19 protein-coding genes are annotated in these 21,195 nt (G+C 67.0%); 9 read left to right on the forward strand and 10 right to left on the reverse strand.

What is annotated here, in order from left to right:
- Positions 1-8 precede the first annotated feature (8 nt).
- The 7 genes from ADBZ6K_RS20330 to secY all read right to left on the reverse strand — a co-directional run bounded on the left by ADBZ6K_RS20330 (position 9) and on the right by secY (position 6,696).
- On the reverse strand, positions 9-674 hold the full coding sequence (locus tag ADBZ6K_RS20330) for a DUF8713 domain-containing protein (protein WP_526350056.1): 666 nt from the start codon (positions 672-674) through the stop codon (positions 9-11).
- The gene (locus ADBZ6K_RS20335; RefSeq protein ID WP_526350008.1) at positions 655-2,529 is read right to left on the reverse strand and encodes a thiamine pyrophosphate-binding protein; all 1,875 of its coding nucleotides are present in this window, start codon (positions 2,527-2,529) and stop codon (positions 655-657) included. Before ADBZ6K_RS20335 ends, ADBZ6K_RS20330 begins: the two co-directional genes overlap by 20 nt.
- 103 nt (positions 2,530-2,632) lie before the next feature.
- Positions 2,633-3,388 (reverse strand): anti-sigma factor family protein, encoded by a 756-nt coding sequence (locus ADBZ6K_RS20340; RefSeq protein ID WP_526350010.1) that lies wholly within the window; start codon positions 3,386-3,388, stop codon positions 2,633-2,635.
- Positions 3,385-3,900 carry an RNA polymerase sigma factor gene (locus ADBZ6K_RS20345; protein ID WP_526350012.1) on the reverse strand — a complete coding sequence of 172 codons (516 nt, stop codon included), beginning with the start codon at positions 3,898-3,900 and terminating at the stop codon, positions 3,385-3,387. The genes ADBZ6K_RS20340 and ADBZ6K_RS20345 overlap by 4 nt, the downstream gene beginning before the upstream one ends.
- Positions 3,901-4,014: 114 nt before the next feature.
- A complete protein-coding gene (gene map / locus ADBZ6K_RS20350; protein ID WP_526350014.1) occupies positions 4,015-4,812 on the reverse strand; it encodes a type I methionyl aminopeptidase in 798 nt (265 codons plus the stop codon).
- Positions 4,813-4,828: 16 nt separating this feature from the next.
- Positions 4,829-5,374, reverse strand: coding sequence for an adenylate kinase (locus ADBZ6K_RS20355; RefSeq protein ID WP_526350016.1), 546 nt, complete (start codon positions 5,372-5,374; stop codon positions 4,829-4,831).
- Positions 5,371-6,696: a preprotein translocase subunit SecY gene (secY, locus tag ADBZ6K_RS20360; RefSeq protein WP_526350018.1), complete on the reverse strand. Its 1,326-nt coding sequence runs from the start codon at positions 6,694-6,696 to the stop codon at positions 5,371-5,373. The genes ADBZ6K_RS20355 and secY overlap by 4 nt, the downstream gene beginning before the upstream one ends.
- A gap of 286 nt (positions 6,697-6,982) precedes the next feature.
- Here secY and ADBZ6K_RS20365 point away from each other — a divergent pair, with 286 nt between their 5' ends.
- From ADBZ6K_RS20365 to ADBZ6K_RS20375, 3 genes are all read left to right on the forward strand, one after another.
- Positions 6,983-7,903 carry a class I SAM-dependent methyltransferase gene (locus tag ADBZ6K_RS20365; RefSeq protein WP_526350020.1) on the forward strand — a complete coding sequence of 307 codons (921 nt, stop codon included), beginning with the start codon at positions 6,983-6,985 and terminating at the stop codon, positions 7,901-7,903.
- Between the two features lie 10 nt (positions 7,904-7,913).
- Positions 7,914-8,819, forward strand: coding sequence for a class I SAM-dependent methyltransferase (locus ADBZ6K_RS20370; protein ID WP_526350022.1), 906 nt, complete (start codon positions 7,914-7,916; stop codon positions 8,817-8,819).
- A gap of 88 nt (positions 8,820-8,907) precedes the next feature.
- Positions 8,908-9,831 (forward strand): class I SAM-dependent methyltransferase, encoded by a 924-nt coding sequence (locus ADBZ6K_RS20375; RefSeq protein WP_526350024.1) that lies wholly within the window; start codon positions 8,908-8,910, stop codon positions 9,829-9,831.
- A 24-nt stretch (positions 9,832-9,855) separates the two neighbouring features.
- Here ADBZ6K_RS20375 and ADBZ6K_RS20380 read toward each other — a convergent pair whose 3' ends face one another.
- Positions 9,856-10,518, reverse strand: a complete 663-nt coding sequence (locus ADBZ6K_RS20380) for a GntR family transcriptional regulator (RefSeq protein ID WP_526350026.1) — start codon at positions 10,516-10,518, stop codon at positions 9,856-9,858.
- Positions 10,519-10,701: 183 nt separating this feature from the next.
- Between ADBZ6K_RS20380 and ADBZ6K_RS20385 the strand changes: the two genes are divergently transcribed.
- Complete coding sequence (locus ADBZ6K_RS20385; protein WP_526350028.1) at positions 10,702-11,706, forward strand: 1-aminocyclopropane-1-carboxylate deaminase; 1,005 nt, start codon at positions 10,702-10,704, stop codon at positions 11,704-11,706.
- 4 nt (positions 11,707-11,710) lie between these two features.
- Here the strand turns inward: ADBZ6K_RS20385 and sppA are convergent, their stop codons facing one another.
- The gene (gene sppA / locus ADBZ6K_RS20390) at positions 11,711-13,507 is read right to left on the reverse strand and encodes a signal peptide peptidase SppA (RefSeq protein ID WP_526350030.1); all 1,797 of its coding nucleotides are present in this window, start codon (positions 13,505-13,507) and stop codon (positions 11,711-11,713) included.
- Positions 13,508-13,561: 54 nt separating this feature from the next.
- Between sppA and ADBZ6K_RS20395 the strand changes: the two genes are divergently transcribed.
- A complete protein-coding gene (locus ADBZ6K_RS20395) occupies positions 13,562-14,488 on the forward strand; it encodes an LLM class flavin-dependent oxidoreductase (RefSeq protein ID WP_526350032.1) in 927 nt (308 codons plus the stop codon).
- Between the two features lie 117 nt (positions 14,489-14,605).
- Here the strand turns inward: ADBZ6K_RS20395 and ADBZ6K_RS20400 are convergent, their stop codons facing one another.
- Positions 14,606-15,790: a PucR family transcriptional regulator gene (locus ADBZ6K_RS20400; protein ID WP_526350034.1), complete on the reverse strand. Its 1,185-nt coding sequence runs from the start codon at positions 15,788-15,790 to the stop codon at positions 14,606-14,608.
- Between the two features lie 160 nt (positions 15,791-15,950).
- On the opposite strand from ADBZ6K_RS20400, the gene ADBZ6K_RS20405 reads away from it, so the two are divergent.
- From ADBZ6K_RS20405 to ADBZ6K_RS20420, 4 genes are read left to right on the forward strand one after another with little or no spacing between them, the layout of a single operon-like run.
- Entirely contained in the window at positions 15,951-17,483 is a 1,533-nt protein-coding gene (locus tag ADBZ6K_RS20405) for a long-chain-fatty-acid--CoA ligase (RefSeq protein WP_526350036.1), read from the forward strand.
- A gap of 2 nt (positions 17,484-17,485) precedes the next feature.
- Positions 17,486-19,174, forward strand: coding sequence for a PHA/PHB synthase family protein (locus tag ADBZ6K_RS20410; RefSeq protein ID WP_526350058.1), 1,689 nt, complete (start codon positions 17,486-17,488; stop codon positions 19,172-19,174).
- 5 nt (positions 19,175-19,179) lie between these two features.
- Positions 19,180-19,980, forward strand: coding sequence for a poly(3-hydroxyalkanoate) depolymerase (phaZ, locus tag ADBZ6K_RS20415; RefSeq protein ID WP_526350038.1), 801 nt, complete (start codon positions 19,180-19,182; stop codon positions 19,978-19,980).
- Complete coding sequence (locus tag ADBZ6K_RS20420) at positions 19,977-21,167, forward strand: acyl-CoA dehydrogenase family protein (RefSeq protein ID WP_526350040.1); 1,191 nt, start codon at positions 19,977-19,979, stop codon at positions 21,165-21,167. The genes phaZ and ADBZ6K_RS20420 overlap by 4 nt, the downstream gene beginning before the upstream one ends.
- The last annotated feature ends 28 nt before the right edge of the window (positions 21,168-21,195 follow it).

Here is a 21,195-nt window from a genome sequence, read left to right on the forward strand (position 1 = left end):
AGCACTTCTCATCTCATCCAGTCCGGCTTCACCGGAAGTCCATTGCGGTGCCGGTACTCGGCAATCGCCTTGAGGTTCTTGAGTTCCAGCAGGTGGCCTGCCCCGAACATGTCCCAAAAATCCCCCACCCACACCGGGCGTTTCGCCGGCGCAGTCTCCGGATAGGGGTTCTGGTCATAGAACGGATGGTGGCAGTTCGTCCACAGCACAACCGATCCCGGCTTGTTGAGCACGACCCGGGCGTCGACAACCCGCATCAGATAGATCATCCACAGGTGCTTGCCCTGATCCCATGCGCAGTGGTAGTCGACCGTGCGGGCTTCGGGGTTGGCGACCGTGCGCGTGTAGATCTCGGTCTCCGAACCCAGCTTGTCCCACGCTAGCCAGAGACCGGGCTCCTGGGTCTCCTCGAAGCCACGGAGGCTGTATGTCCACTCCTCCAGACTTCGGGTGTCGGACAGGTATTCGTAGAGTTCGTCGGGCGGGCAGTCAACGTAGTCGTTGACCGTGCAGTACTGGCCGAACACCTCGTCGTGCGGATATACCGACCTCATCATCTCGAGAATGATGGGGGTCGCCTTTTCGCGCGGCGATGTCTCGATCCGGTGCACACCGTCGATGGGAACCGCACTGCCGCTGTGGATCTGGATGTCGTCAAGCGCTGGCAGCGACATTGTCATGGATCTCCTCCTGATGGTTTTCTGCTGCTCCCGCAAGCGGGGTAATGGACGGCTTACCCGGCGATCTGCCGAGAAAGGCTGCAAAGGGCGGTATTTCGTCTGCCGAGCATTCGACACTGATCACCGAGGGGCCGTCGACGTCCAGGGCGGCGGCAACGGCCTCGGGCAGCCGGCCGATATCGTCGACGTCGATCGATGCGAGGCCGGGAAACATCGCGGCAAGGCCTGCACCCAATCGGCTTGGGCCGAATCGGTTGTAGCTGTACTGATCGTCGTAGAACAGCTGCTCCCGGGTGACGCACATGCCGTGGGCATGGTTGTCGAACAACAGGAACGTCACGGGCAGCCGGTACTGCACCGCGGTGTGGATCTCCATGCCGTGCATGAAGAATGACCCGTCACCCGCGATTACCACGGTCCGCGGGCTGCGTCCCGTCCCCGGTGCGCTGCCGTTGCGCCGCGCGTGTCCGTTGCGGGGCGGCGCGCTGATGTGGGCGCGCCCGAACGCAACGCCGAGGCCAGCACCGAAGCTGTATCCCATCCCGCCCATGCCCAGGGCGACGATGAATCGGCCGCCCCGCCGGACCGGTAGGTGGTGAATCGCCGACGCCCCGATGTTTCCGGCGTCGACGACGATGTCGACGCGCTCGGGCAGAGCCGAATCGAGCACCGCCATCGCGTCTCGGTAGCGCACCCCCGGCCCGCTGCAGGACGGCGGCCGCAACTCGGTCCGCACGATCTCGTCGGGCACCCGCACCCGGGTCGGACGTCCCCGGCCCGACAGAGCGTCGGTCAGCATCGACAGGGTCTCCGCCAGATCGTCGCTGTGGATATGCCGGGCAGGCACGTAAGGCGGTGCCCAGCCGACGGATAACGTCGGCACCGACCCCAGCGCATCGTCCAGCCCCGCCCGCGCGGTTACGCTCAGACGCGTCCCGACCAACAGGCACAACCCGCTCCCGGCGATCGCGCCCGCCACCCCGGGATGGCCCATCACGCCGGTCACACCCAAAGCGGATGACGATCCCAAACCTTTCACTCCCGCAACGTCTTTGGCATCGGGGACGGTGGCGATGCGGGCACGAAGCACGGATCGCAGCAATTCGAGCTCGGCACGGGCATGGTCGCGGGCGACCTGCTCACCGGCGATGATCGTGATCGGTCCGGCGACCGCCCGCAACGTCCGCGCGATGTCCTCCACGTCTTCCACGTCTTCCACGTATTCCAGGTCCTGCAGGTCCTTTCGGCCGTTGCGCGCCCCGTCTGCAGGCACAGCGTCGATCAGGCCGATCCCGCCCCACCCGTGCGGCGGGTCGGTTTCCACGAGTGCCTGTTGGATATCCTTGGGCAGCAACAGAACTGCTGGCCCTCCGGTGCGGGCGGCGGCAAGTGCCTCCGGCAGCGCGGCGAAGATATCCTGCGCGTTCAGCAGTCGCCGACAGTACACCGAGACCGCGCGGAACAGCGCCTCGCCGTCGAGGGCCCCGTTGAGGCCGCTGGTGTCCTGGAATGCGCCGCGGCCATCGAGAGTGGTGGGCGGCTGCCCTATCAGGGCCAGCACAGGCACCCGGCTGGCCAGCGCCTCGCCGAGTCCGGGAACGGTGTTCAGGCACCCGCCCCCGGACGTCGCGGCGACCACACCGATGCCAGCGCCGCTGCGGCTGTAACCGTCGGCCATCGCGGTGGCCGAGAACTCGTGCTTGGCCAGCACCGCAGTGATGTCATCTCGGAAAAACGCTGCGTCGTAGAGGTCTTCGATATTCGCACCGTCGACACCAAAGATGTACGGGATTCCGCTCGCCGCGAGATGCCCCACAATGTGGTCGACAACCCTGTGCCTGCTGGCCATGCATCACCTGCCGAATGCTCTTGGCGCGAGCCCTCATTCGCTCGTTCACGCCTCTGCCATTGACACGACTCACGGTGGAGTTCGGTTCACAGAGTGGCGTGAATCACAGGTTCTTTTCCAGCAATACCTTTCCGTTGTCCGGCCCCTCGTCGAGGGAAACCAGTTGCACGGAGGCGATTTGATCCTTCGTCATCGGCGTGTTGCCGCTGGGCAGCGCGGTCGCCCCGGGCAGCCCCAGCCACGTCGCGATCTCCGAGCGGCTGCCGTCGTGACCCACCACGACCATGCCGAGTTGACTGGGCGGCGTGCCGGCGGATCCACCCGACCACTGGCCGTACGTACATGCCATGTCGACGCGCGTGCCCCACGCGAAGTCGGTGAGGCTGATCGTCGCGTTGAGCGGGGTATCGGCGACCTTGACCATCTCGAGCTGCTGCGCCGTCGTCTGCGTGGTGCTGGTCTGCAGTCCCAGAATGTCGGGACGAATGGCCACCACCAGCCCCACCGCCAGCAGCGCGGCCGCCAGGCCGACTGCCGCGGACGTGAGCCAGCGGGACCTGCGCCTGCGCCACCTGACCTTGTCGAGGACCGAGTCCAGCACCTGCGGACGCAAAGGCGGTGGTTCAGGTTGCTCCTCGTCGAGGGCGGCCACCTCCTCCGGTGTCAGCATGGCCAGCAGGGCGGGGATGCCGCTCAGTTCGGCTACCGCCGCACGGCAATTCGCGCAGCCCTGCATGTGCGCCTCGTATTCGCGGCGCTCGGCACTCGACAGCGAGCCGAGGATGTAAGCGGCGTCCCATGTCGCATAGCGATCGCCGTCCACCACATCACCACCTTGGGGTACTCCGAATTGTGTCATCGCGTCACCCCCATTTCTTGCAGATTGAGCCGTAGTGCGCGCACCGCGTAATGCAGTCGCGACTTCACCGTTCCCTCGGGGATCCCCAGGTCGGCCGCAATCTGGCTTGTGGTCCATCCCTGGTAGTACGCCCGCTTGATCACCGCGCGGTGTTCATCGGAGAGCTGACCGAGAGCCGTGCCGATCAGGAGCCGATCCAATGCGGAGTCCACATCGTCGGGTCCGGGACGATCGGCAACCTGCTCCATTTCACCGGTCACCGATTCGCTGCGAAACCGTGCGCTCCGACGCTCATCGATAATGAGATTCCGTGCCACGGTGAACAGCCATGCCCGTGCCGATCTCTCGGCATCGGACGTCACATCCGGATGACGCCACGCCCGCAGCAACGTCTCCTGCACCACGTCTTCCGCGCGCGCAGGATCGCCGGTCAACCGCAAGGCGTAACGCCACAGAGCGGCGGCGTGCTCGTCGTAAAGCACCCGCATCATGGCGGCCTCCGGATCATCCATTACCAACCTCCGCCAGTGATACGACGGAGGGGGCGATCCGGTTCATTACTACCGGTCGGAACGTCCCAGCGCGTTGCCCCGGCCGGGATTTGCCACGACGATCATCGGGCCAGGTCAGAGCGTGAGAATGCGAGGTCCCTCGTCGGTCACGGCGACGGTGTGCTCCCAGTGCGCGGCGCGCGATCCATCCGCGGTGACGACCGTCCATTCGTCCTCCAACACAACGGTCTTCGTCGTGCCCAGAGTCAGCATCGGTTCGATGGCGAGCACCGAGCCCGCCGCGAGGTAGGGCCCGCGACCCGGCGAGCCCTCGTTGGGCAGGAACGGGTCCATGTGCATCTGCCTGCCGATCCCGTGACCCCCGTAGCCGGCCACGATGCCGAATGCGCGGTCGTAGCGCCGCTCGGCGGCGCGCGTCTCGGCTTCGATCGCGTGCGACACATCGGTGAGGCGGTTGCCTGGCAACATCGCGGCGATACCCGCCTGCATGGCCTGCTTGGTCGCGGCCGACAGCGCTTCGTCGACGGGAATGAGGGCGCCGATCCCGAAGGTGACGGCCGAGTCGCCGTGCCAACCGTCGAGGATGGCGCCGCAGTCGATGGACACCAGATCACCCGGTGCGAGCACGTCGCTCGCCGACGGTATGCCGTGGACCACCCGGTCATTGATCGACGAACAGATACTTGCCGGGAATCCGTGATAGCCCAGAAACGATGGCGTCCCTCCGCCGTCACGGATGACCGACTCGGCGATTTCATCCAGCGCGAGGGTGGACATGCCAGGGGCTGCGGCTTGACGCACCGCCAGCAGCGCAGCCGCGACCAGCGATCCCGCTGCGGCCATCGCGTCGAGTTCATCTGCGCTGCGCTGTGCGACGACTCTGCGGCCGCGCAGCCCCGGCAACGTGATCATCGGGTTTTCGGGCTGCCTAGCGGCCGAGGGACTGCACTGCGCGCTCGAACACCTCGTCGAGCCCGCCGACGGCGTCGACCGTCTTCAGGGACTCGCTGTAGTACTCAAGCAGCGGGGCAGTCTCATCGCGGTACACCTTCATCCGGTTGCGGATGACGTCCTCGGTGTCGTCGGCGCGGCCACGCCCCAGCAGGCGGGTCACCAGCTCGTCCTCGGGCACCCGGAACTCGACGACCGCGTCGAGGGTCAGGCCCCGCTTCTTGAGCATCTCGTCGAGCGCCTCGGCCTGCTCCACCGAGCGGGGGAACCCGTCGAGGATGAAGCCCGCGGCGGCATCGTCGTCGTCGAGCCGGTCGTCGACCAGCGCATTGGTCAGCGTCGCGGGTACCAGGTCGCCGGCGTCGAGGTACTTCTTGGCCTCGATCCCGAGTTCGGTGCCGGTGCTGATGTTGTGCCGGAAGAGGTCGCCGGTGGAGATCTGCGGGATCCCCAGCTTTTCAGCCAGCTTTATCGCTTGCGTGCCTTTGCCAGCGCCGGGCGGTCCGAGCAGAACAATTCTCACTTGAGGAACCCTTCGTAGTTGCGTTGCATCAGCTGGCTCTCGATCTGTTTCACGGTGTCAAGAGCGACGCCAATCATGATGAGAACCGCTGTACCGCCAAACGGCAAGTTTTGCACCGCCCCCGTGCTGCCCAGTTCGAGGAAGAGGTTCGGCAGCACGGCGATGACACCCAGATAGATCGAGCCGGCCAGAAGAATGCGGCTCAGGACGTATTGCAGATAATCGGCGGTGGGTTTCCCGGGCCGGATGCCGGGGATGAAGCCGCCGAACTTCTTCATGTCATCGGCACGTTCCTGCGGATTGAACGTGATCGACGCATAAAAGTAGGTGAAGAAGATGATCAGGCCGAAATAGATCGCGATGTGAATCGGATCCGCGGCGTTGGACAGGTGGTTGGCGACGAAGCTCGACCACCACCCGGTGCCCGGATTGCTGCTGCCGCTCTGGATCACCTGAGTGATCATCTGGGGCACGTAGATCAGCGAGGACGCGAAGATCACCGGGATGACGCCGGCCTGGTTCACCTTCAACGGCAGATACGTGGAACTGCCGCCGTACATGCGCCGCCCGACCATCCGCTTGGCGTACTGCACCGGGATCCGGCGCTGGCCCTGTTCGACGAACACCACGCCGACGATGATGATGAGCGCCGCGAAGCACACCGCGGCGAACACCAGGCCGCCGCGGGAATCGAGGATGGTCTTGCCCTCGGTGGGGATCCGCGAGGCGATGCTGGCGAAGATCAGCAGCGACATGCCGTTGCCGATGCCGCGCTCGGTGACGAGCTCGCCCATCCACATCACCAGCGCCGCACCCGCCGTCATGACGAGCACCATGATCACCAGCGTGGAGATCGACTGGTCGTAGATGATGTCGAGGGTGCAGCCCTGCAGCAGGCCGCCGTTGGCGGCCAGCGCCACGAAGCTGGTGGCCTGCAGGACCGACAGGGCCACCGCCAGGTAGCGGGTGTACTGCGTGAGCTTGGCCTGCCCGGCCTGACCTTCCTTGCGCAGCTGTTCGAAGCGCGGGATTACCACGCCGAGCAGCTGCACGATGATGCTCGCGGTGATGTAGGGCATCACGCCAAGGGCGAACACCGACAGGTGCAGCAGCGCGCCGCCGGAGAACAGATTGATCAGCGCGTACAGCTGCGCGGAGTCACCACCGGTGACCTGCGCTATGCACTGCTGCACGTTCGGGTAGTTGACCCCGGGCGACGGAATGGACGCACCGGCCCGGTAGAGGATGACCAGTCCGAGGGTGAACAGGATCTTGCGTCTGAGGTCGGCTGTCCGCAACGACGAGATGAAAGCCGAAAGCACTCTTCCTCCTGCGCAGCCGACCTCTCAGCGCGGCGTGCCAAATGGGGCTGGTGAGCCCAGCGGTTTGGTCAAGTCGATGCGCGCCGCCCTGCGCAGACACAGCCTGCTCAGGTCACGCGTCAAACAGTCTACGAGAGTAACAGTTGCGCGATCGTTGCCCCCTATCCGGAACCTTCGCCGCGGACTCACAGACTTCTCCCAGACTATGCGGCGTACCCTCGCCACTGGCTCGTTAAATGTACTAATTATCGCGGTGCTGGCCACCCGCTGAAAGGGAGAGTCAGCCATGGCACGTACCGACAACGACACCTGGGATCTGGCTTCCAGCGTGGGCGCGACGGCCACGATGGTCGCCGCCGCACGGGCTGTGGCGAGCAACAGACCCAACGCCGTCATCGACGACCCGTTCGCCGAGCCGTTGGTTCGTGCCGTTGGAGTCGACTTCTTCACCCGCTTCGCCAGCGGTGAGATCGACCCAGCCGAGCTGGACCCGGACGCGTCGGCACCCGGCTTTCGGCGGTTCGCCGATGGCATGGCGGCGCGCACCAGGTTCTTCGACGACTTCCTCATCACCGCGGCGGAGGCGGGCATCCGTCAGGCGGTGATCCTGGCGTCTGGGTTGGATGCCCGCGCCTACCGGTTGGCGTGGCCGGCGGGCACCGTCGTCTTCGAGATCGATCAGCCACAGGTGATCGAGTTCAAGACCCGGGTTCTCACGGAGATGGGCGCCGAGCCGACCGCCGACCGCCGCGCCGTGGCCGTCGACCTGCGCAACGACTGGCCGGCCGCCCTGGCCGATGCCGGGTTCGACCCCGCCAAGCCGACGGCGTGGATCGCCGAGGGGTTGTTCGGATACCTGCCACCCGAGGCGCAGGACCGGCTACTCGATCAGATCACCGCGTTGAGCGCCCCAGGCAGCCGCGTGGCGGCCGAGGGGGTCCCGCAGCTGTCCGACCTCGACGAGGACGCGGTCGGTGCCCGAATGCGGCAAACCACCGAGCGGTGGCGGCAGCACGGCTTCGACCTGGATTTTCGGGAACTGGTCTTCCTCGGCGACCGCGCCGAGGTCGGGTCCTATCTGGAAGGGCACGGCTGGGCAACCACCACAAGCAGCACGAATGAGCTACTGGCGGGGGCCGGGCTGGCGCCCTTGGACGAAACCCAGGACGGGTTCGCCAAGATCGTCTACGTCAGCGCGGCGAGATAGGCACCCGGCGATGGCACGCACGGACGACGACTCATGGGACCTGGCGTCGAGCGTGGGGGCGACCGCGACGGCGGTGGCGGCCTCCCGCGCGCTGGCGTCGAAGGGACCCGACGCACTGCTCGACGACCCGCTCGCCGATCCGCTGGTGCGCGCGGTCGGCCTTGACCCCTTCATTCGCTTCCTGGACGGCGGGCTCACCGTCGACGGTCATCCATTCCTTGACCCCCGGATCATGAGCGAGCAGATGACGGTGCGCACCCGGTTTTTCGACGATTTCTTCCTCGGCGCCGCGGCGGCCGGCATCCGCCAGGCGGTCATCCTCGCCGCGGGCCTGGACACCAGGGCCTACCGCCTGCGGTGGCCGGCGGGCACCGTCGTCTACGAGATCGACCAGCCCGGGGTGATCGAGTTCAAGACCCGCACCATCGCCGGACTCGGCGCGCATCCCGCCGCGGAGTACCGGGCCATTGGCAAAGACCTGCGCGAGGACTGGCCCACTGCGTTGCGGCTGGCCGGGTTCGACGAGGACCGGCCGACCGCTTGGATCGCCGAAGGGCTGCTCGTCTATCTGCCGCCGGACGCGCAGGACCGGTTGTTCGACAGCATCACCGCGCTGTCGGCATCCGGCAGCCGAGTCGCCACCGAGCAACTGCCGAACATCGACGTGTTCTCCGACGAACGGGCGCAGGAGTTCACCGAGCGAATGAACGCGACCGGGCTGGACATGGACCTATCGGAGCTGATCTTTAAGGGCGACCGCAGTGACGTGGTTGCGTACCTGGATGCGAACGGCTGGGAGTCCACCGCACGCAGCGCTCGCGAGCTCTACCGCGTGCACGGCTTCGCATTCCCCGACGATGAGATAATGACGAGGCTGTTCGGCGAACTGAACTATGTCTCGGCGACACTGAAGTAATTGAATTAGTTCAGCAGTAATTGAAGTAATTCAGCAGTAATTGAAGTAATCCAGCAGTAATTGAAGTAATCCAGCGGAGGGCACGCGGATGGCGGGGAGCGGCTCACGATCCGACGGGGATTCCTGGGACCTCGCCTCCAGCGTGGGAGCCACTGCGACGTTGGTCGCGGCGGGGCGGGCCATCGCGACCGCTGACCCGCGTGGGCTGATCCACGATCCGTTCGCCGCGCCCCTGGTACGCGCCGTCGGCATCGACTTCTTCACCAGAATGCTGGACGGCGAGATCGACACCTCGGCGTTCGGTGACGTGTCGCCGGAACGCGTGCAGTCGATGATCGCCGGAATGGCGTTGCGCACCCGGTTCTTCGACGACTACTTCCTGGCCGCAGCCGACACCGGCGTGCGCCAGGCGGTGATCCTGGCATCGGGCCTCGATTCGCGCGCCTACCGGCTGGACTGGCCTGCGCGCACCGTCGTGTACGAACTCGATCAGCCGCGGGTCGTCGAGTTCAAGACGACGACACTGGCAGGGCTCGGCGCTGAACCCACCGCGGACCTGCGCACCGTCGGCGTCGACCTGCGCGACGAATGGCCGGCCGCGCTGACCGCAGCGGGCTTCGACCCGGACCTGCCGACGGCGTGGTGCGCGGAGGGTCTGTTGATCTATCTGCCGGGCGAAGCGCAGGACCGGCTGTTCGACCTCATCACCGGGCTCAGCGCCCCGGGAAGCCGGGTGGCGACCGAGTATGTGCCCGGCATCATGGATTTCGACGCAGAACGGGCCAGGACGACGACGTCGCAGTTGCGGGATCGGGGCCTGGAGCTGGACATGGCGTCGTTGGTGTACTCCGGCGAGCGTAGCCATGTGATGGAGTACCTGACGGGTAGGGGCTGGCATGTCAGCGGTGTTCCAGACCGAGAGCTGTTCACCCGCAACGGCCTCGAACCACCGGAACCCGACGATCATGACCCGCTCGGCGAGATTGTCTATGTCAGTGCGACTTTGAGATAGCAGCCATCCAGGATGGGCCGCAGGCTATCCGTCCTGCCGGTCCATGACTAGCGACAGGGTTTCCCAATTTCGTTGCGTCGCTTCGGCAGCCGCGTCGGCGTCGCCGCGGCGGCACAGGTCGATGATGCGCCTGTGCTGTGCGATCGAATCCCGGCCGGGCAGCGACGAGAACCGCAGGTATTCGAGGCGCCTCAGGACCGGGGTGACCTGTTCGAGCACCGCCGCGATGGTCACATTCTGACTGGCCGCCACGGCGACATTGTGGAATTCGTCGTCGCTGCGGACAGCCAGCCCGGCGTCTCCCGCCGAGACGGCGGCTGCAAATCGCTTGTTGGCCTGGGTCATCGCATCGATCTCCGCCGTACCCATCAGCGGCACCGCGGTCCGCATCGCGAGCGCGTGCATCACGGCGGCGACGCTCTGTGCGTTGAGTACCGCCTTGCGTTCGATGGTGGAGACGATCGTGGAATGCCCCGGCGTGGTGTGTACGAGTCCGGCCGCCTCAAGACGGCCGATGGCCTCGCGTATCGGGGTGCGGCTGACGCCGAGCCACTTCTCGAGTTCGGGATCCCGCAGCTTCTCACCGGGGGCCAGCGTCCCGTTGACGATGGCATCACGCAGGGAAACATAGGCCTGCTCCCGCAGCAGCGACCTTGCGTGCTTCCCGCTCTCCGCTGGCACCGGCATGCAAAATATCGTATCCGCCGGACCGAACGGCTGGCGCACGCACACAACCTCCGTTGACAATCGTCGAACCAACATGCAATATATTGCATGTTGCACTGCCAAGGGCTCCTTATTACCCGAGCCCGGCCCCGCCCATGCGCCGGTGAACGCAACGCGCCGGCCGGTGATCTAGCAGGAGAAGCGATGGCGATCGACGACTTCAAGCGTTATCCGCTCACCTTCGGCCCCAGTCCGATCCATCCGCTGGAGCGGCTCACCAAACACCTCGGCGGCGCGCAGATCTGGGCGAAACGTGAAGACGTCAACTCCGGCTTGGCCTACGGAGGCAACAAGACCCGAAAGCTGGAGTACATCGTTCCCGATGCGCTCGAACAGGGCGCCGACACGCTGGTCTCGATAGGCGGGGTGCAGTCCAACCACACTCGCCAGGTTGCCGCCGTCGCGGCCAAACTCGGCCTCAAAGCCGTTCTGGTTCAGGAGAAGTGGGTCGACTGGCCGGACGCGGTGAACGACAAGGTCGGCAACATCCTGCTCTCGCGCGTCATGGGGGCCGAGGTCAGGCTCGACCCGTCCGGCTTCGGCATCGAGTTCAAGGACAGCTGGCAGAACGCGATCGAAGACGTCCGGCGCGCCGGGGGCAACCCGTACGCCATCCCGGCAGGCGCATCCGACCACAAGCTCGGGGGGCTCGGATTCGCGAACTGGGCCTACGAAGTCCAGCAGCAGGAGGAACAGCTCGGCGTCTTCTTCGACACCATCGTCGTCTGCAGCGTAACCGGCTCGACGCATGCGGGCATGATCGCCGGGTTCGCCGGGCAGCACCGGCCAAGGCGAGTCATCGGCATCGACGCCTCCGCCAAGATCGAGCAGACCCGAGAGCAGGTCGAACGGATCGCGCGCAACACCGCCGACCTCATCGGACTGGGCCGCCAGCTCCGCGCTGACGAGATCACCGTCCTCGACGGCTGGGCCGGCGACTTGTACGGCATCCCGGTGCAGTCCACGGTGGATGCCATCACGCTTACCGGCCGTCTGGAGGGTGTCATCCTCGATCCCGTGTACGAGGGCAAGTCGATGGCCGGCCTGATCGACCTGGTCTCCTCGGGGGACATCGCACCGACGTCGAAGGTGCTCTACGCACACCTCGGCGGTCAGCCCGCCCTCAATGCCTACAGCGGGATCTTCTGACCGGTCAGAATCGGTACTCCCCCAGCCACAGCGCATGGGTGCCGGACGACGATCGCTCGGCCTGACTGAGCATCCCCGCGACCGAGCGGCCGAGGAGCGAGCCGATGGCCTCCGGTAGTGACGCCGCCACCGGCTGGGAAGACGGCTTGGGTCGCAGCACGTCCAGGAACGACGAACCCGGGTAGCTCACGATCTTCACCTCGGCGTCGGGGTCCAGCCCCGCAAGAACTTTGGCGCGCCGAACGGCCGTGCGCAGGCCGCCGAGCTCGTCGACGAGGCCGTGCTCCTTGGCATCCGCACCGGTCCACACCCTGCCGCGGGCGACCGCGTCGACCTGCTCCACCGTCAGGGCGCGGCCCCGGGCGACCCGCTCGATGAAATCGGTGTAGAACAGGTCGGCCTCGGCCTCCACATGGGCGTGCTGTTCGTCGGTGAACGGTGCGTTGATCGACCACGCGTCGGCGTTCGGGTTGGTGCGCACCGAGTCCGAGCCGACGCCCATGCGGTCCTTGAGTTCTCGAGCGACCAGCTTGCCCGTGACCACGCCGATCGAGCCGGTGATGGTGCCGGGGTTGGCGACGATCGCATCGGCCGACATCGACACGTAGTAGCCGCCGGAAGCGGCGACCGCACCCATCGAGGCAACGACCGGCTTCCCAGCGTTCTTCACCCGATTCACTTCGCGCCAAATGGTTTCCGATCCGGTGACCGATCCCCCCGGGCTGTCCACCCGCAGCACGATCGCCGACACCGCGTCGTCGGCAGCGGCTTCACGCAGCGCCGCCGCGATGGTGTCGCCGCCCGCACTTGAGGTCCCGAACGGCAGTGGCTGCGGACCACCGCGACCGCTGACGATCGCCCCATGAAGGGTGACGATCGCGATCGTCGGTTTGGCCGCCCGGCCCGGTAGGGGCGGTATCGACGGTTTGACGGGCCCCGTCTTCGCATAGCGCGCCAGGTAGAGCCGCGACGGTGCACCGTCAGCGTCGGCGTCCACACCACCGGTCTCTGGTGAAATATCTTCAGCGCCAACGAGTTCAGCGATCCGCCCGTACGCCTCGTCACGGAACCCGATCCTGTCGATCAGGCCACCGGTCACCGCGTCCTCGCGCAGCAGGGGTGCCCTGTCGGCCAGCGCGTCGACCGCATCGGGGGTGATCCGCCGCGATTCGGCGATCGCCTGCCACGCCTGCGAGTGCAGGCTCTCGATGAGCCTGGTGTCAGCCTCGCGGTGGGCGTCGGTGTAGCGGTCCTGGGTGAACAGGTTCGCCGCCGATTTGTATTCGCCGCGGGCGACGAACTGCGCCTCGATACCCGCCTTATCCAGCGCGTCACGCAGGAACATGGCGTTGGTGGCGAAGCCGACGAGCCCGACCGTGCCCGACGGCTGCATCCACACTTCGCCGAATGCCGACGCCAGGTAATAGGACAGCGTTCCCGGATACGTCTCGGCCCACGCCAGCGACGGCTTGCGTTCGGTGAACGCAGTGATCGCCGCGCGCAGCTCCTGGATCGGGCCTGCCGCCGCGGCCGGGATCTGCACCCGCGCGATCAGGCCGGCCACCCGATCGTCGTCGGCGGCGCGGTGGATCGCCTGCACAACCTGTCGCAGCGTCATCGGCCGCCCGCCCGCGCTGATGATCGCGAACGGATCGAACGCCGTCGTCTCCGGCGGGACCGTCATGAGATCCAGTTCGAGTACGCAACCGTCGGGGATTCCGTGATGACGGGCGGTGTCCAGCTTGCGCACCGCCGCCCGCACATCGTCGAGACCGGGTATACCTGGCAGGAAGGCGAACATGCCTATGAGGCTACCCACAGGTCAGCGACAGGGCTGGTGGCTATGGTGTGTGCGGTGAGGTACTCCATATCGATTCCCCAGCTCGATGTGGGCCGATTCGACGGCGTGGACCTGAAGGCCTACCTCGCCCGCGCGGAAGAACTCGGCTTCGAGGGCGGCTGGACGCTGGAACAGACCATCGGCCCCGGCCCGTTGATCGCGCCGATGGAGCTGCTGGCTTACGCCGCCGCCTGTACGCAGCGACTGCGCCTCGGCGTCGCCGTACTGATCACGTCGCTGCACGATCCGCTGCAGCTGGCATCCATCGCCACCGCCGTCGACCGGCTCAGCCACGGCCGACTGGACCTCGGCATCGCGCCCGGGGGCGGGTTCCGCAAGTTCGCGGCGTTCGGCGTGGACGGTTCGACGTTCGTCCGGTATTTCACCGAGGGGCTGGACCTGATGAAGGCGGCATGGTCCGATGAGCCGGGCGTGACCTTCCACGGCCGCTTCCGCGACGTCGAGGCGGCGACAATCGCCCCCAAACCCGTTCAGCGCCCGCACCCGCCGCTGTGGTTCGGCGGCCACGCCCCTGCGGCGCTGGCCCGTGCGGTGCGCCTCGGTGACGCGTTCATCGGCGCCGGGTCGTCGACAATCGCCGACTTCACCGAGGTGGCTGCCGGGGTGCGGCGCGAACTCGACCGGCAGACAAAGGATCCCGCGCACTACACGATCGCCAAGCGCATGTACCTGATGATCGACGACGACGCGGCCCGCGCCCGCAAGCGGGTCCTGGCCGGATTGAACCTGATCTACGGGCCGCGTCCGTCCAATGAGGACATCGCGATCTGGGGTACGCCGCAACAGGTGGCCGACGCCGTCCGGAAAGTGATCGCGGCGGGTGCACAGCTCGTCGTGTTCAATCCGCTGGGCAGTACCGTCAGCGAGGACAGGGAACAGATGGAACGGCTTGCCGCAGAGGTGATTCCGAACATCTCGTGACGGCAAGGCCGTCGAACCCGATCAGCATCTCCGCCGGCCGCCCGATCCCCCCATCGGCCCGCGCGGCTGCGTCGTCGGCGTGGGCTGCGGCGGTTGTCGCCCCGAACCGACGAAGGGTCAGCAGAGCCTGCGGTCGACCTCGAACGCCAAGCACAGCTCGGCCACGTCGCGGGGACGTGATAGTGACCGTCCGGTGCGTTCCTCGATGCGGTGCAGGCGGTGGCGGACGGTGTTGGGGTGAACATAGATGGCAGCGGCGGTTTGGCTCGCGGAACCGCCCGCATCGAGCCACGCCTCGAAGGTCTGGACCAGGATCTCGCGCTCTTCGGCGGGCAGGTCGTCGAGTTGGGCGAGCACACCGCGGCCGACACGCTGCATGACCTCGGGAGCGGCGACCGCCGCCACCACCAGTGGTGAGTCGTCGAAAACCTGCACCAGCCGCTCGTCGGAGGGCCGGCCGGTGAGCGCCATTCGCGCGTAGCGGAGCGCCAAACCGGTACCGGTGAGTTCGGGGAAGGCCGGACTCACCCCGACCCGCGACGACGCGGCCGCACGCAGCACCGCGATCAGTTCGTCCTGGGCCGTCTCCCGCCGCAGATGCACGATCCCGACCTGAAGGTCCGGCAGCAGCCGCCAGGCGGATTTGATGTCTCGGCTGTCCAGTTTGCTCCCGATCTCGGGCAGTCCGGCTCGTCCGATTTCCGGGACTTCGGCTGCCACAACGACATACGGCCCCGAGGTGGGTAGCCGCAGGACGTCGGCGGCGTCCCACAGGTTCTGGGTCTCGGTGATCCTTCCGAACAGGATCGCCTCCACGAGCGCAGAGCGTTCCTCCTCGCGATTGAGGACCTGTTGCGTCAGCCTGTCCCGATATGCCCCGGCCATCGCCTGGGTGAACGTGTCCTGAGAGATCACGATTTGCGATGTGGCGTCGAGTACGACGTCCGTAGGAATGGCGAGCTGCCTCGCCTGCGCGACGGCCGACTCCCACATGAATCGGAAGCCCACCCGATACGCCGCCATGACGGCGGCCAGCGGCACGCCCGAGACTGCTCTCCGCCGGCCTGTCTCGACGGCGGCCGACACGTCGGCGTCCGCGCCACCCGTCAGCCCGTGAAAGACGTAGGTCATGTTCGCCACACAACTGCGCCGCAGTTCGTCATCGGCGATCACGCCCGGGGTAGCGGCGTAGAAGCCCACGTCACGGCGGATCAGATCCGCCATCGTCACCGCCAGTTCCTCGACACGGGACAGCAGCGTCTTGCTGAGTGTGACGATGCTCGGATCAGGCGCCGCACCCATACGCACACGATATGCCGGGGAGGCCAGGGTGTGGGCGGGCACACCGTGGTGGCATCCACGTTGTTCCCGCCACCATCGGATTCCGCCACGCCAGGCCGCACCCTGATTACAGCGGATCCATCGCCAGAACCACGGAGGAACCCAGAACCAGGGAGGAACAATGTCCAGCCTGAGCCTCAACCTCGTCGCCACGGCCCGAAGCCACCCCGATCGCAACGCCCTGCGCGGCGACGGCGTCGCACTCACGTACGCCGAGTTCGACAGCGCCGCCGCCCGGATTGCGACCTTCCTGGAGCGCGCCGGCGTCCAACCCGGCGACCGCGTCGGCGTCATGCTGCCGAACAGCCCCGCGTTCGCGGTGGTGTTCTACGGCATCATGCATCGGGGCGCGATCGCCGTCCCGATGAACCCGCTGCTCAAGCAGCGCGAGGTGGAGTACTACCTGTCCAACACCGGCGCCACGGCGCTGTTCGGCACGCCGGCGTTTGCCGAGGCGGCGATCGAGGGGGCCGCCGCGGCCGGATCGCAGACCTGGTTGGTCGACGACGCGTCGCTGGCCGATCTGATCGCCGGCCTGCCCGAACAGGCCGCCCCAGTACCGCGGGCCGACGACGACACGGCCGTCGTGCTGCACACATCGGGCACCACCGGCAAACCCAAGGGCGCCGAGCTGACCCACGGCGGACTGCGACGCAATGCCGAGCTGACCGTTCGCACCCTGGTGACGATCGGGCCTGACGACGTCGTGATGGGCTGCCTGCCGCTCTACCACGTCTTCGGGCTGACCTGCGGGCTCAACGCCGCGGTCTCGGTGGGTGCCTCGCTGAGCCTCGTCGCGCGATTCGACCCGAACGCGGTGATGCGAGTGATCGAGCGGGACGGCGTCACCGTCTTCGAAGGGGTGCCGACGATGTACTCCGCCCTGCTGGCCACGGCGCACGAGGCGAGGGGCGACGCGTCCGCCCCGCTACCGACGCAGCTGCCGACCCTGCGCATCTGCGCCTCCGGCGGTGCCGCGCTGCCGGTGCAGGTGCTCACCGATTTCGAGAAGACCTTCGGCGCCACGATCCTCGAGGGATACGGCCTGTCGGAGACCTCGCCGGTGGCCTGCTTCAACCACCCGGGACACGAGCGCAAGCCCGGTTCGATCGGGATCCCCGTCGAGGGCGTCGAGATGCGTGTGGTGGATACCGGCGGCAACGAGCTGCCGCCGGGCGAACGGGGCGAGGTCCAGGTGCGCGGGCACAACGTGATGAAGGGGTACTGGAACCTGCCCGACGCGACAGCGACGGCGATCTCGCCCGACGGCTGGTTCTCCACCGGAGACATCGGCAAGGTCGACGACGACGGCTACTTCTACATCGTCGACCGGATGAAGCAGATGATCATTCGCGGCGGGCTCAACGTCTACCCCCGCGAGATCGAGGAAGTGCTCTACGAGCATCCCGCCGTCGCCGAGGCGGCGGTCGTAGGGATTCCGCACGACACACTCGGCGAGGAGGTCGGCGCGGCGGTCGCCCTCAAGAGCGGCAGGCATGTGGACGCCGACGAACTTCGCGAGTTCGTCAGGCAGCGCGTCGCCGCCTACAAATACCCGCGCCGGGTCTGGTTCGTCGACGCCCTGCCCAAGGGCCCGACCGGCAAGATCCTGCACCGCGAAATCACCATCCCCACCGAGGAGCACGTGCGATGACCATGGCCGACACCACCAGTCTCGGCGAGATCGCCGCGCCACTGGACCTGCTGCTGGTCAACTCCACCCGGGGCTTCGCCCGCCGGATGACGCCGAACCGGGCGTGGGCCCGACTCGGCGGCAGCCTGGCCAGGCAGCCGCGCACCGTCGCCACCCGCACCGGCGCGCTGGGCCGTGAGCTCGTGTCGATCGCCGCGGGCACCTCGCAGCGTGCTCCCGTGCGAGCCGACAAGCGCTTCACCGACCCCGCGTGGCAGGGCAATCCGTTGATGCGCCGCGCCATGCAGGCCTACCTCGCCTCGGCCGACACCGCCGAGCAGCTGTTCGCCACCGCCGACCTCGACTGGCGCGACCGGGAGAAGATGCGCTTCGTTCTGGACAACGTCATCGAGGGCCTGTCCCCTTCCAACAGCCCACTGATCAGCCCGCTCGGCTGGAAGGCGCTCATCGACACCGGCGGCATGTCGGCGGTCCGCGGGGTCAGGGCGTTCGCCCGCGACATCACCACGCCGCCAAGGGTTCCCGCGATGGTCGAGCCCGACGCATTCGCACTGGGTGAGACGGTCGCGCTGAGCAAAGGCGCCGTCGTCCTGCAGACGCCGATGTTCGAGCTGATCCACTACGCGCCGACCACACCGACGGTGCGGCAGATCCCGCTGCTGATGATCCCGCCGGTGATCAACAAGTACTACATCATGGACATCACGCCGGGCCGCAGCATGATCGAGTACTTCGTCGCGCAGGGCCAGCAGGTCTTCGTGGTCTCGTGGCGCAATCCCACCGCAGCGCAGCGGGATTGGGGATTCGACGCCTACGGTGGCGCCATCGTGGAGGCACTCGACACGGTCCGCACCATCTGCGGAACCGACGCCGCGCACCTGCTCGCGACATGTTCCGGGGGGATTCTCGCCGCGATGGTGGCCGCCCACCTCGCCGACATCGGCGAGGGCGACAAGATCGCCGGGCTGACGCTGGCGGTCACGGTGCTCGACCAGTTCCACGCGGGATTCGCCGCGGCGGCCATGGATGAACGCACCGCCCATGCCGCCATCCGCACGTCGGCCAGGAAGGGCTACCTCGACGGCCGCTCGATGGCCGAGATGTTCGCATGGCTGCGCCCGACCGACCTGGTCTGGCGGTACTGGGTGAACAACTACGTCCAGGGCCGGGAGCCCGCCCCGTTCGACGTGCTCTTCTGGAACGCCGACACCACCCGGATGGCCGCCGCCCTGCACCGCGACATGGTGTTGATGGGCCTGCACAACTCGCTGACCACACCGGGTGCGGTCAGCATGCTGGGCACGCCCGTGGACCTGAGCAAGATCACCGCGGACGCCTACGTGGTCGGCGGCGTCGCCGACCACATCTGCCCGTGGCAGGCGACCTACCGCAGCGCCCAGTTGCTCGGAAGCGGGAACAGCACCTATGTGCTGTCCTCCAACGGACACATCGCCGCGCTGGTCAATCCGCCCGGCAACCCGAAGGCCAGTTACCGCGTCGCGCCGGTCACCGACGCCACCGCCGACGACTGGGCCGCGGCGACCCCCCTTACCGACGACTCCTGGTGGCCGCACTACTTGGGCTGGCTCGCCGAACGCAGCGGCCCGGAGGTGGCTGGACCGGACAAGCTCGGCTGCAACGAATTTCCGCCGCTTGCACCTGCGCCCGGCAGCTACGTGCGCGAAAAGTGAACACCGTGACCCAGACGTATGTCGCAGCCGGCGGGCAGCGCATCCGGGTCGAAGTCCGCGACGGCACCGGCGTGCCGCTGGTGCTGTGCAACGGCATCGGCGCCGGCCTGGAAGTGCTCGACCCGTTTGTGGCGCGGCTGGATCCGGACGCCACGGTGATCCGGTTCGACGTGCCGGGCACCGGTGGCTCGCCCGTTTCGGCATTGCCGTACGGATTCCCGTATCTGGCATGGGTTCTCGGGCGCGTACTCACCCGGCTCGGGTACGGGGCCGTCGATGTCCTCGGCATCTCCTGGGGTGGCGCGCTGGCCCAGCAGTTCGCGTTCCAAAATCCGAGGCGATGCAGGCGGCTGGTGCTGGTGGCCACCGGAACGGGTGTGCTGATGGTGCCCGGGCACCCCCGCGTCCTGACCAAGATGCTCACACCGCGCCGGCTGCGCGACCCCCGCTACGCCGCGTCCGTCGCGGGCGAGTTGTACGGAGGCACGGCCCGCACGAACGGCGACGATGTGGCCGGTGTCCTCGGCAGCCAGGCCGGTTCGAAGATCGGCTATGTGCATCAACTGCTCGCGGGCTCGGTGTGGACCAGCCTGTTCGCGCTTCCGCTGATCCGCCAGCCCACCCTGGTGGTCGCCGGCACCGACGATCCGATCGTCCCGATCGTCAACGCCCACATCCTTGCCCGCCTGATCCCGCACGCGGATCTGCACCGCCATCCCGGCGGGCATGTCGACCTGGTCACCAACGCGGCCGTGCTGGCACCGGTGATCACCCAATTCCTACACACCCCAGGAGGACAGCCATGACGACCATGAACCCCGCCGGCATCGACACCGCGGACTTCTACGATTACGAACGACTGTTGACCGACACCGAGCGCGAGCTTCTGCACCGAGTCCGCGACTTCATGACCACCGAGGTCCAGCCGATCGTGCTGGAACACTGGTCCAAGAGCACGTTCCCCTTCGAAATCGTGCCCGGGTTCGCCGCCCTCGGCGTCGGCGGACTGCCTTATCGGGGCTACGGCTGCGGCGGCCACAGCTTCCTGCTGGACGGCATGGTGGCGATGGAACTCGCCCGCACCGACTGCTCGATCGCGACGTTCAACGGCGTGCACAGCGGCCTGGCGATGGGCTCGATCTACCTGTGCGGCTCCGACGAGCAGCGGGAGCGGTACCTGCCCGCGATGGCCCGCTTCGAGAAGATCGGGTCGTTCGGCCTCACCGAGCCCGACGTCGGCTCCGGCGCATCACGCGGGCTGAAGACCACCGCCGAACGGGTCGGCGACGATTGGATACTCAACGGCCAGAAGAAATGGATCGGCAACGCGACCTTCGGTGACCTGACGGTGATCTGGGCGCGCGACGTCGCAGACGGCGAGGTGAAGGGGTTCGTCGTCGAGAACTCCACCCCGGGGTTCACCGTGGAGAAGCAACAGCACAAGTTCGCGCTGCGGATCGTGCAGAACGGGCTCATCACGCTGGACAACGTGCGGGTCCCCGAAGCCGACCGGCTGCAGCGTGCCGAGACGTTCGCGGCCACGGCGGACGTGCTGCGGATGACCCGCGCGGGTGTGGCGTGGATGGCCGTTGGCTGCGCGCGCGGCGCCTACGAGAACGCGCTGGCCTACGCGTGCAGCCGTGAACAATTCGGCCGGCCGATCGGCGGATTCCAGCTGGTCCAGGACCTGCTGGTGCGCATGCTCGGCAACGTCACGTCGTCGTGGGGTATGTGCGCCAGGCTGTCGCAGTTGCAGGACCAGGGCCGAGCGGAGGATCGACACTCCTCGCTGGCAAAGGCCTTCAGCACCACCCGGATGCGGGAGACCGTGGGCTGGGCACGCGAACTCATGGGCGGCAACGGAATCCTGCTGGAGCACAACGTCGGACGGTTCGTGGCCGACGCGGAGGCGATCTACTCCTATGAGGGCACGCGCGAGATGAACACACTCATCGTCGGTCGCGCGCTCACCGGGCTGAGCGCATTTGTCTGACCCCTGGACACCAACACGAGCAGACGCT

The organism is Mycobacterium sp., from assembly GCF_044223235.1.
GTDB lineage: Bacteria > Actinomycetota > Actinomycetes > Mycobacteriales > Mycobacteriaceae > Mycobacterium.

Excerpts from the sequence above, each read along its gene's own strand:
- ADBZ6K_RS20420 (WP_526350040.1), top strand. The coding sequence starts at position 19,977 with ATGACGACCATGAACCCCGCCGGCATCGACACCGCGGACTTCTACGAT.
- sppA (WP_526350030.1), bottom strand. The coding sequence starts at position 13,507 with ATGTTCGCCTTCCTGCCAGGTATACCCGGTCTCGACGATGTGCGGGCG.
- ADBZ6K_RS20400 (WP_526350034.1), bottom strand. The coding sequence starts at position 15,790 with ATGGGTGCGGCGCCTGATCCGAGCATCGTCACACTCAGCAAGACGCTG.
- ADBZ6K_RS20370 (WP_526350022.1), top strand. The coding sequence starts at position 7,914 with ATGGCACGCACGGACGACGACTCATGGGACCTGGCGTCGAGCGTGGGG.
- ADBZ6K_RS20330 (WP_526350056.1), bottom strand. The coding sequence starts at position 674 with ATGTCGCTGCCAGCGCTTGACGACATCCAGATCCACAGCGGCAGTGCG.
- ADBZ6K_RS20340 (WP_526350010.1), bottom strand. The coding sequence starts at position 3,388 with ATGACACAATTCGGAGTACCCCAAGGTGGTGATGTGGTGGACGGCGAT.
- ADBZ6K_RS20410 (WP_526350058.1), top strand. The coding sequence starts at position 17,486 with ATGGCCGACACCACCAGTCTCGGCGAGATCGCCGCGCCACTGGACCTG.
- ADBZ6K_RS20345 (WP_526350012.1), bottom strand. The coding sequence starts at position 3,900 with ATGGATGATCCGGAGGCCGCCATGATGCGGGTGCTTTACGACGAGCAC.
- map (WP_526350014.1), bottom strand. The coding sequence starts at position 4,812 with ATGATCACGTTGCCGGGGCTGCGCGGCCGCAGAGTCGTCGCACAGCGC.
- ADBZ6K_RS20385 (WP_526350028.1), top strand. The coding sequence starts at position 10,702 with ATGGCGATCGACGACTTCAAGCGTTATCCGCTCACCTTCGGCCCCAGT.
- ADBZ6K_RS20375 (WP_526350024.1), top strand. The coding sequence starts at position 8,908 with ATGGCGGGGAGCGGCTCACGATCCGACGGGGATTCCTGGGACCTCGCC.
- ADBZ6K_RS20380 (WP_526350026.1), bottom strand. The coding sequence starts at position 10,518 with ATGCCGGTGCCAGCGGAGAGCGGGAAGCACGCAAGGTCGCTGCTGCGG.
- ADBZ6K_RS20405 (WP_526350036.1), top strand. The coding sequence starts at position 15,951 with ATGTCCAGCCTGAGCCTCAACCTCGTCGCCACGGCCCGAAGCCACCCC.
- ADBZ6K_RS20335 (WP_526350008.1), bottom strand. The coding sequence starts at position 2,529 with ATGGCCAGCAGGCACAGGGTTGTCGACCACATTGTGGGGCATCTCGCG.
- ADBZ6K_RS20365 (WP_526350020.1), top strand. The coding sequence starts at position 6,983 with ATGGCACGTACCGACAACGACACCTGGGATCTGGCTTCCAGCGTGGGC.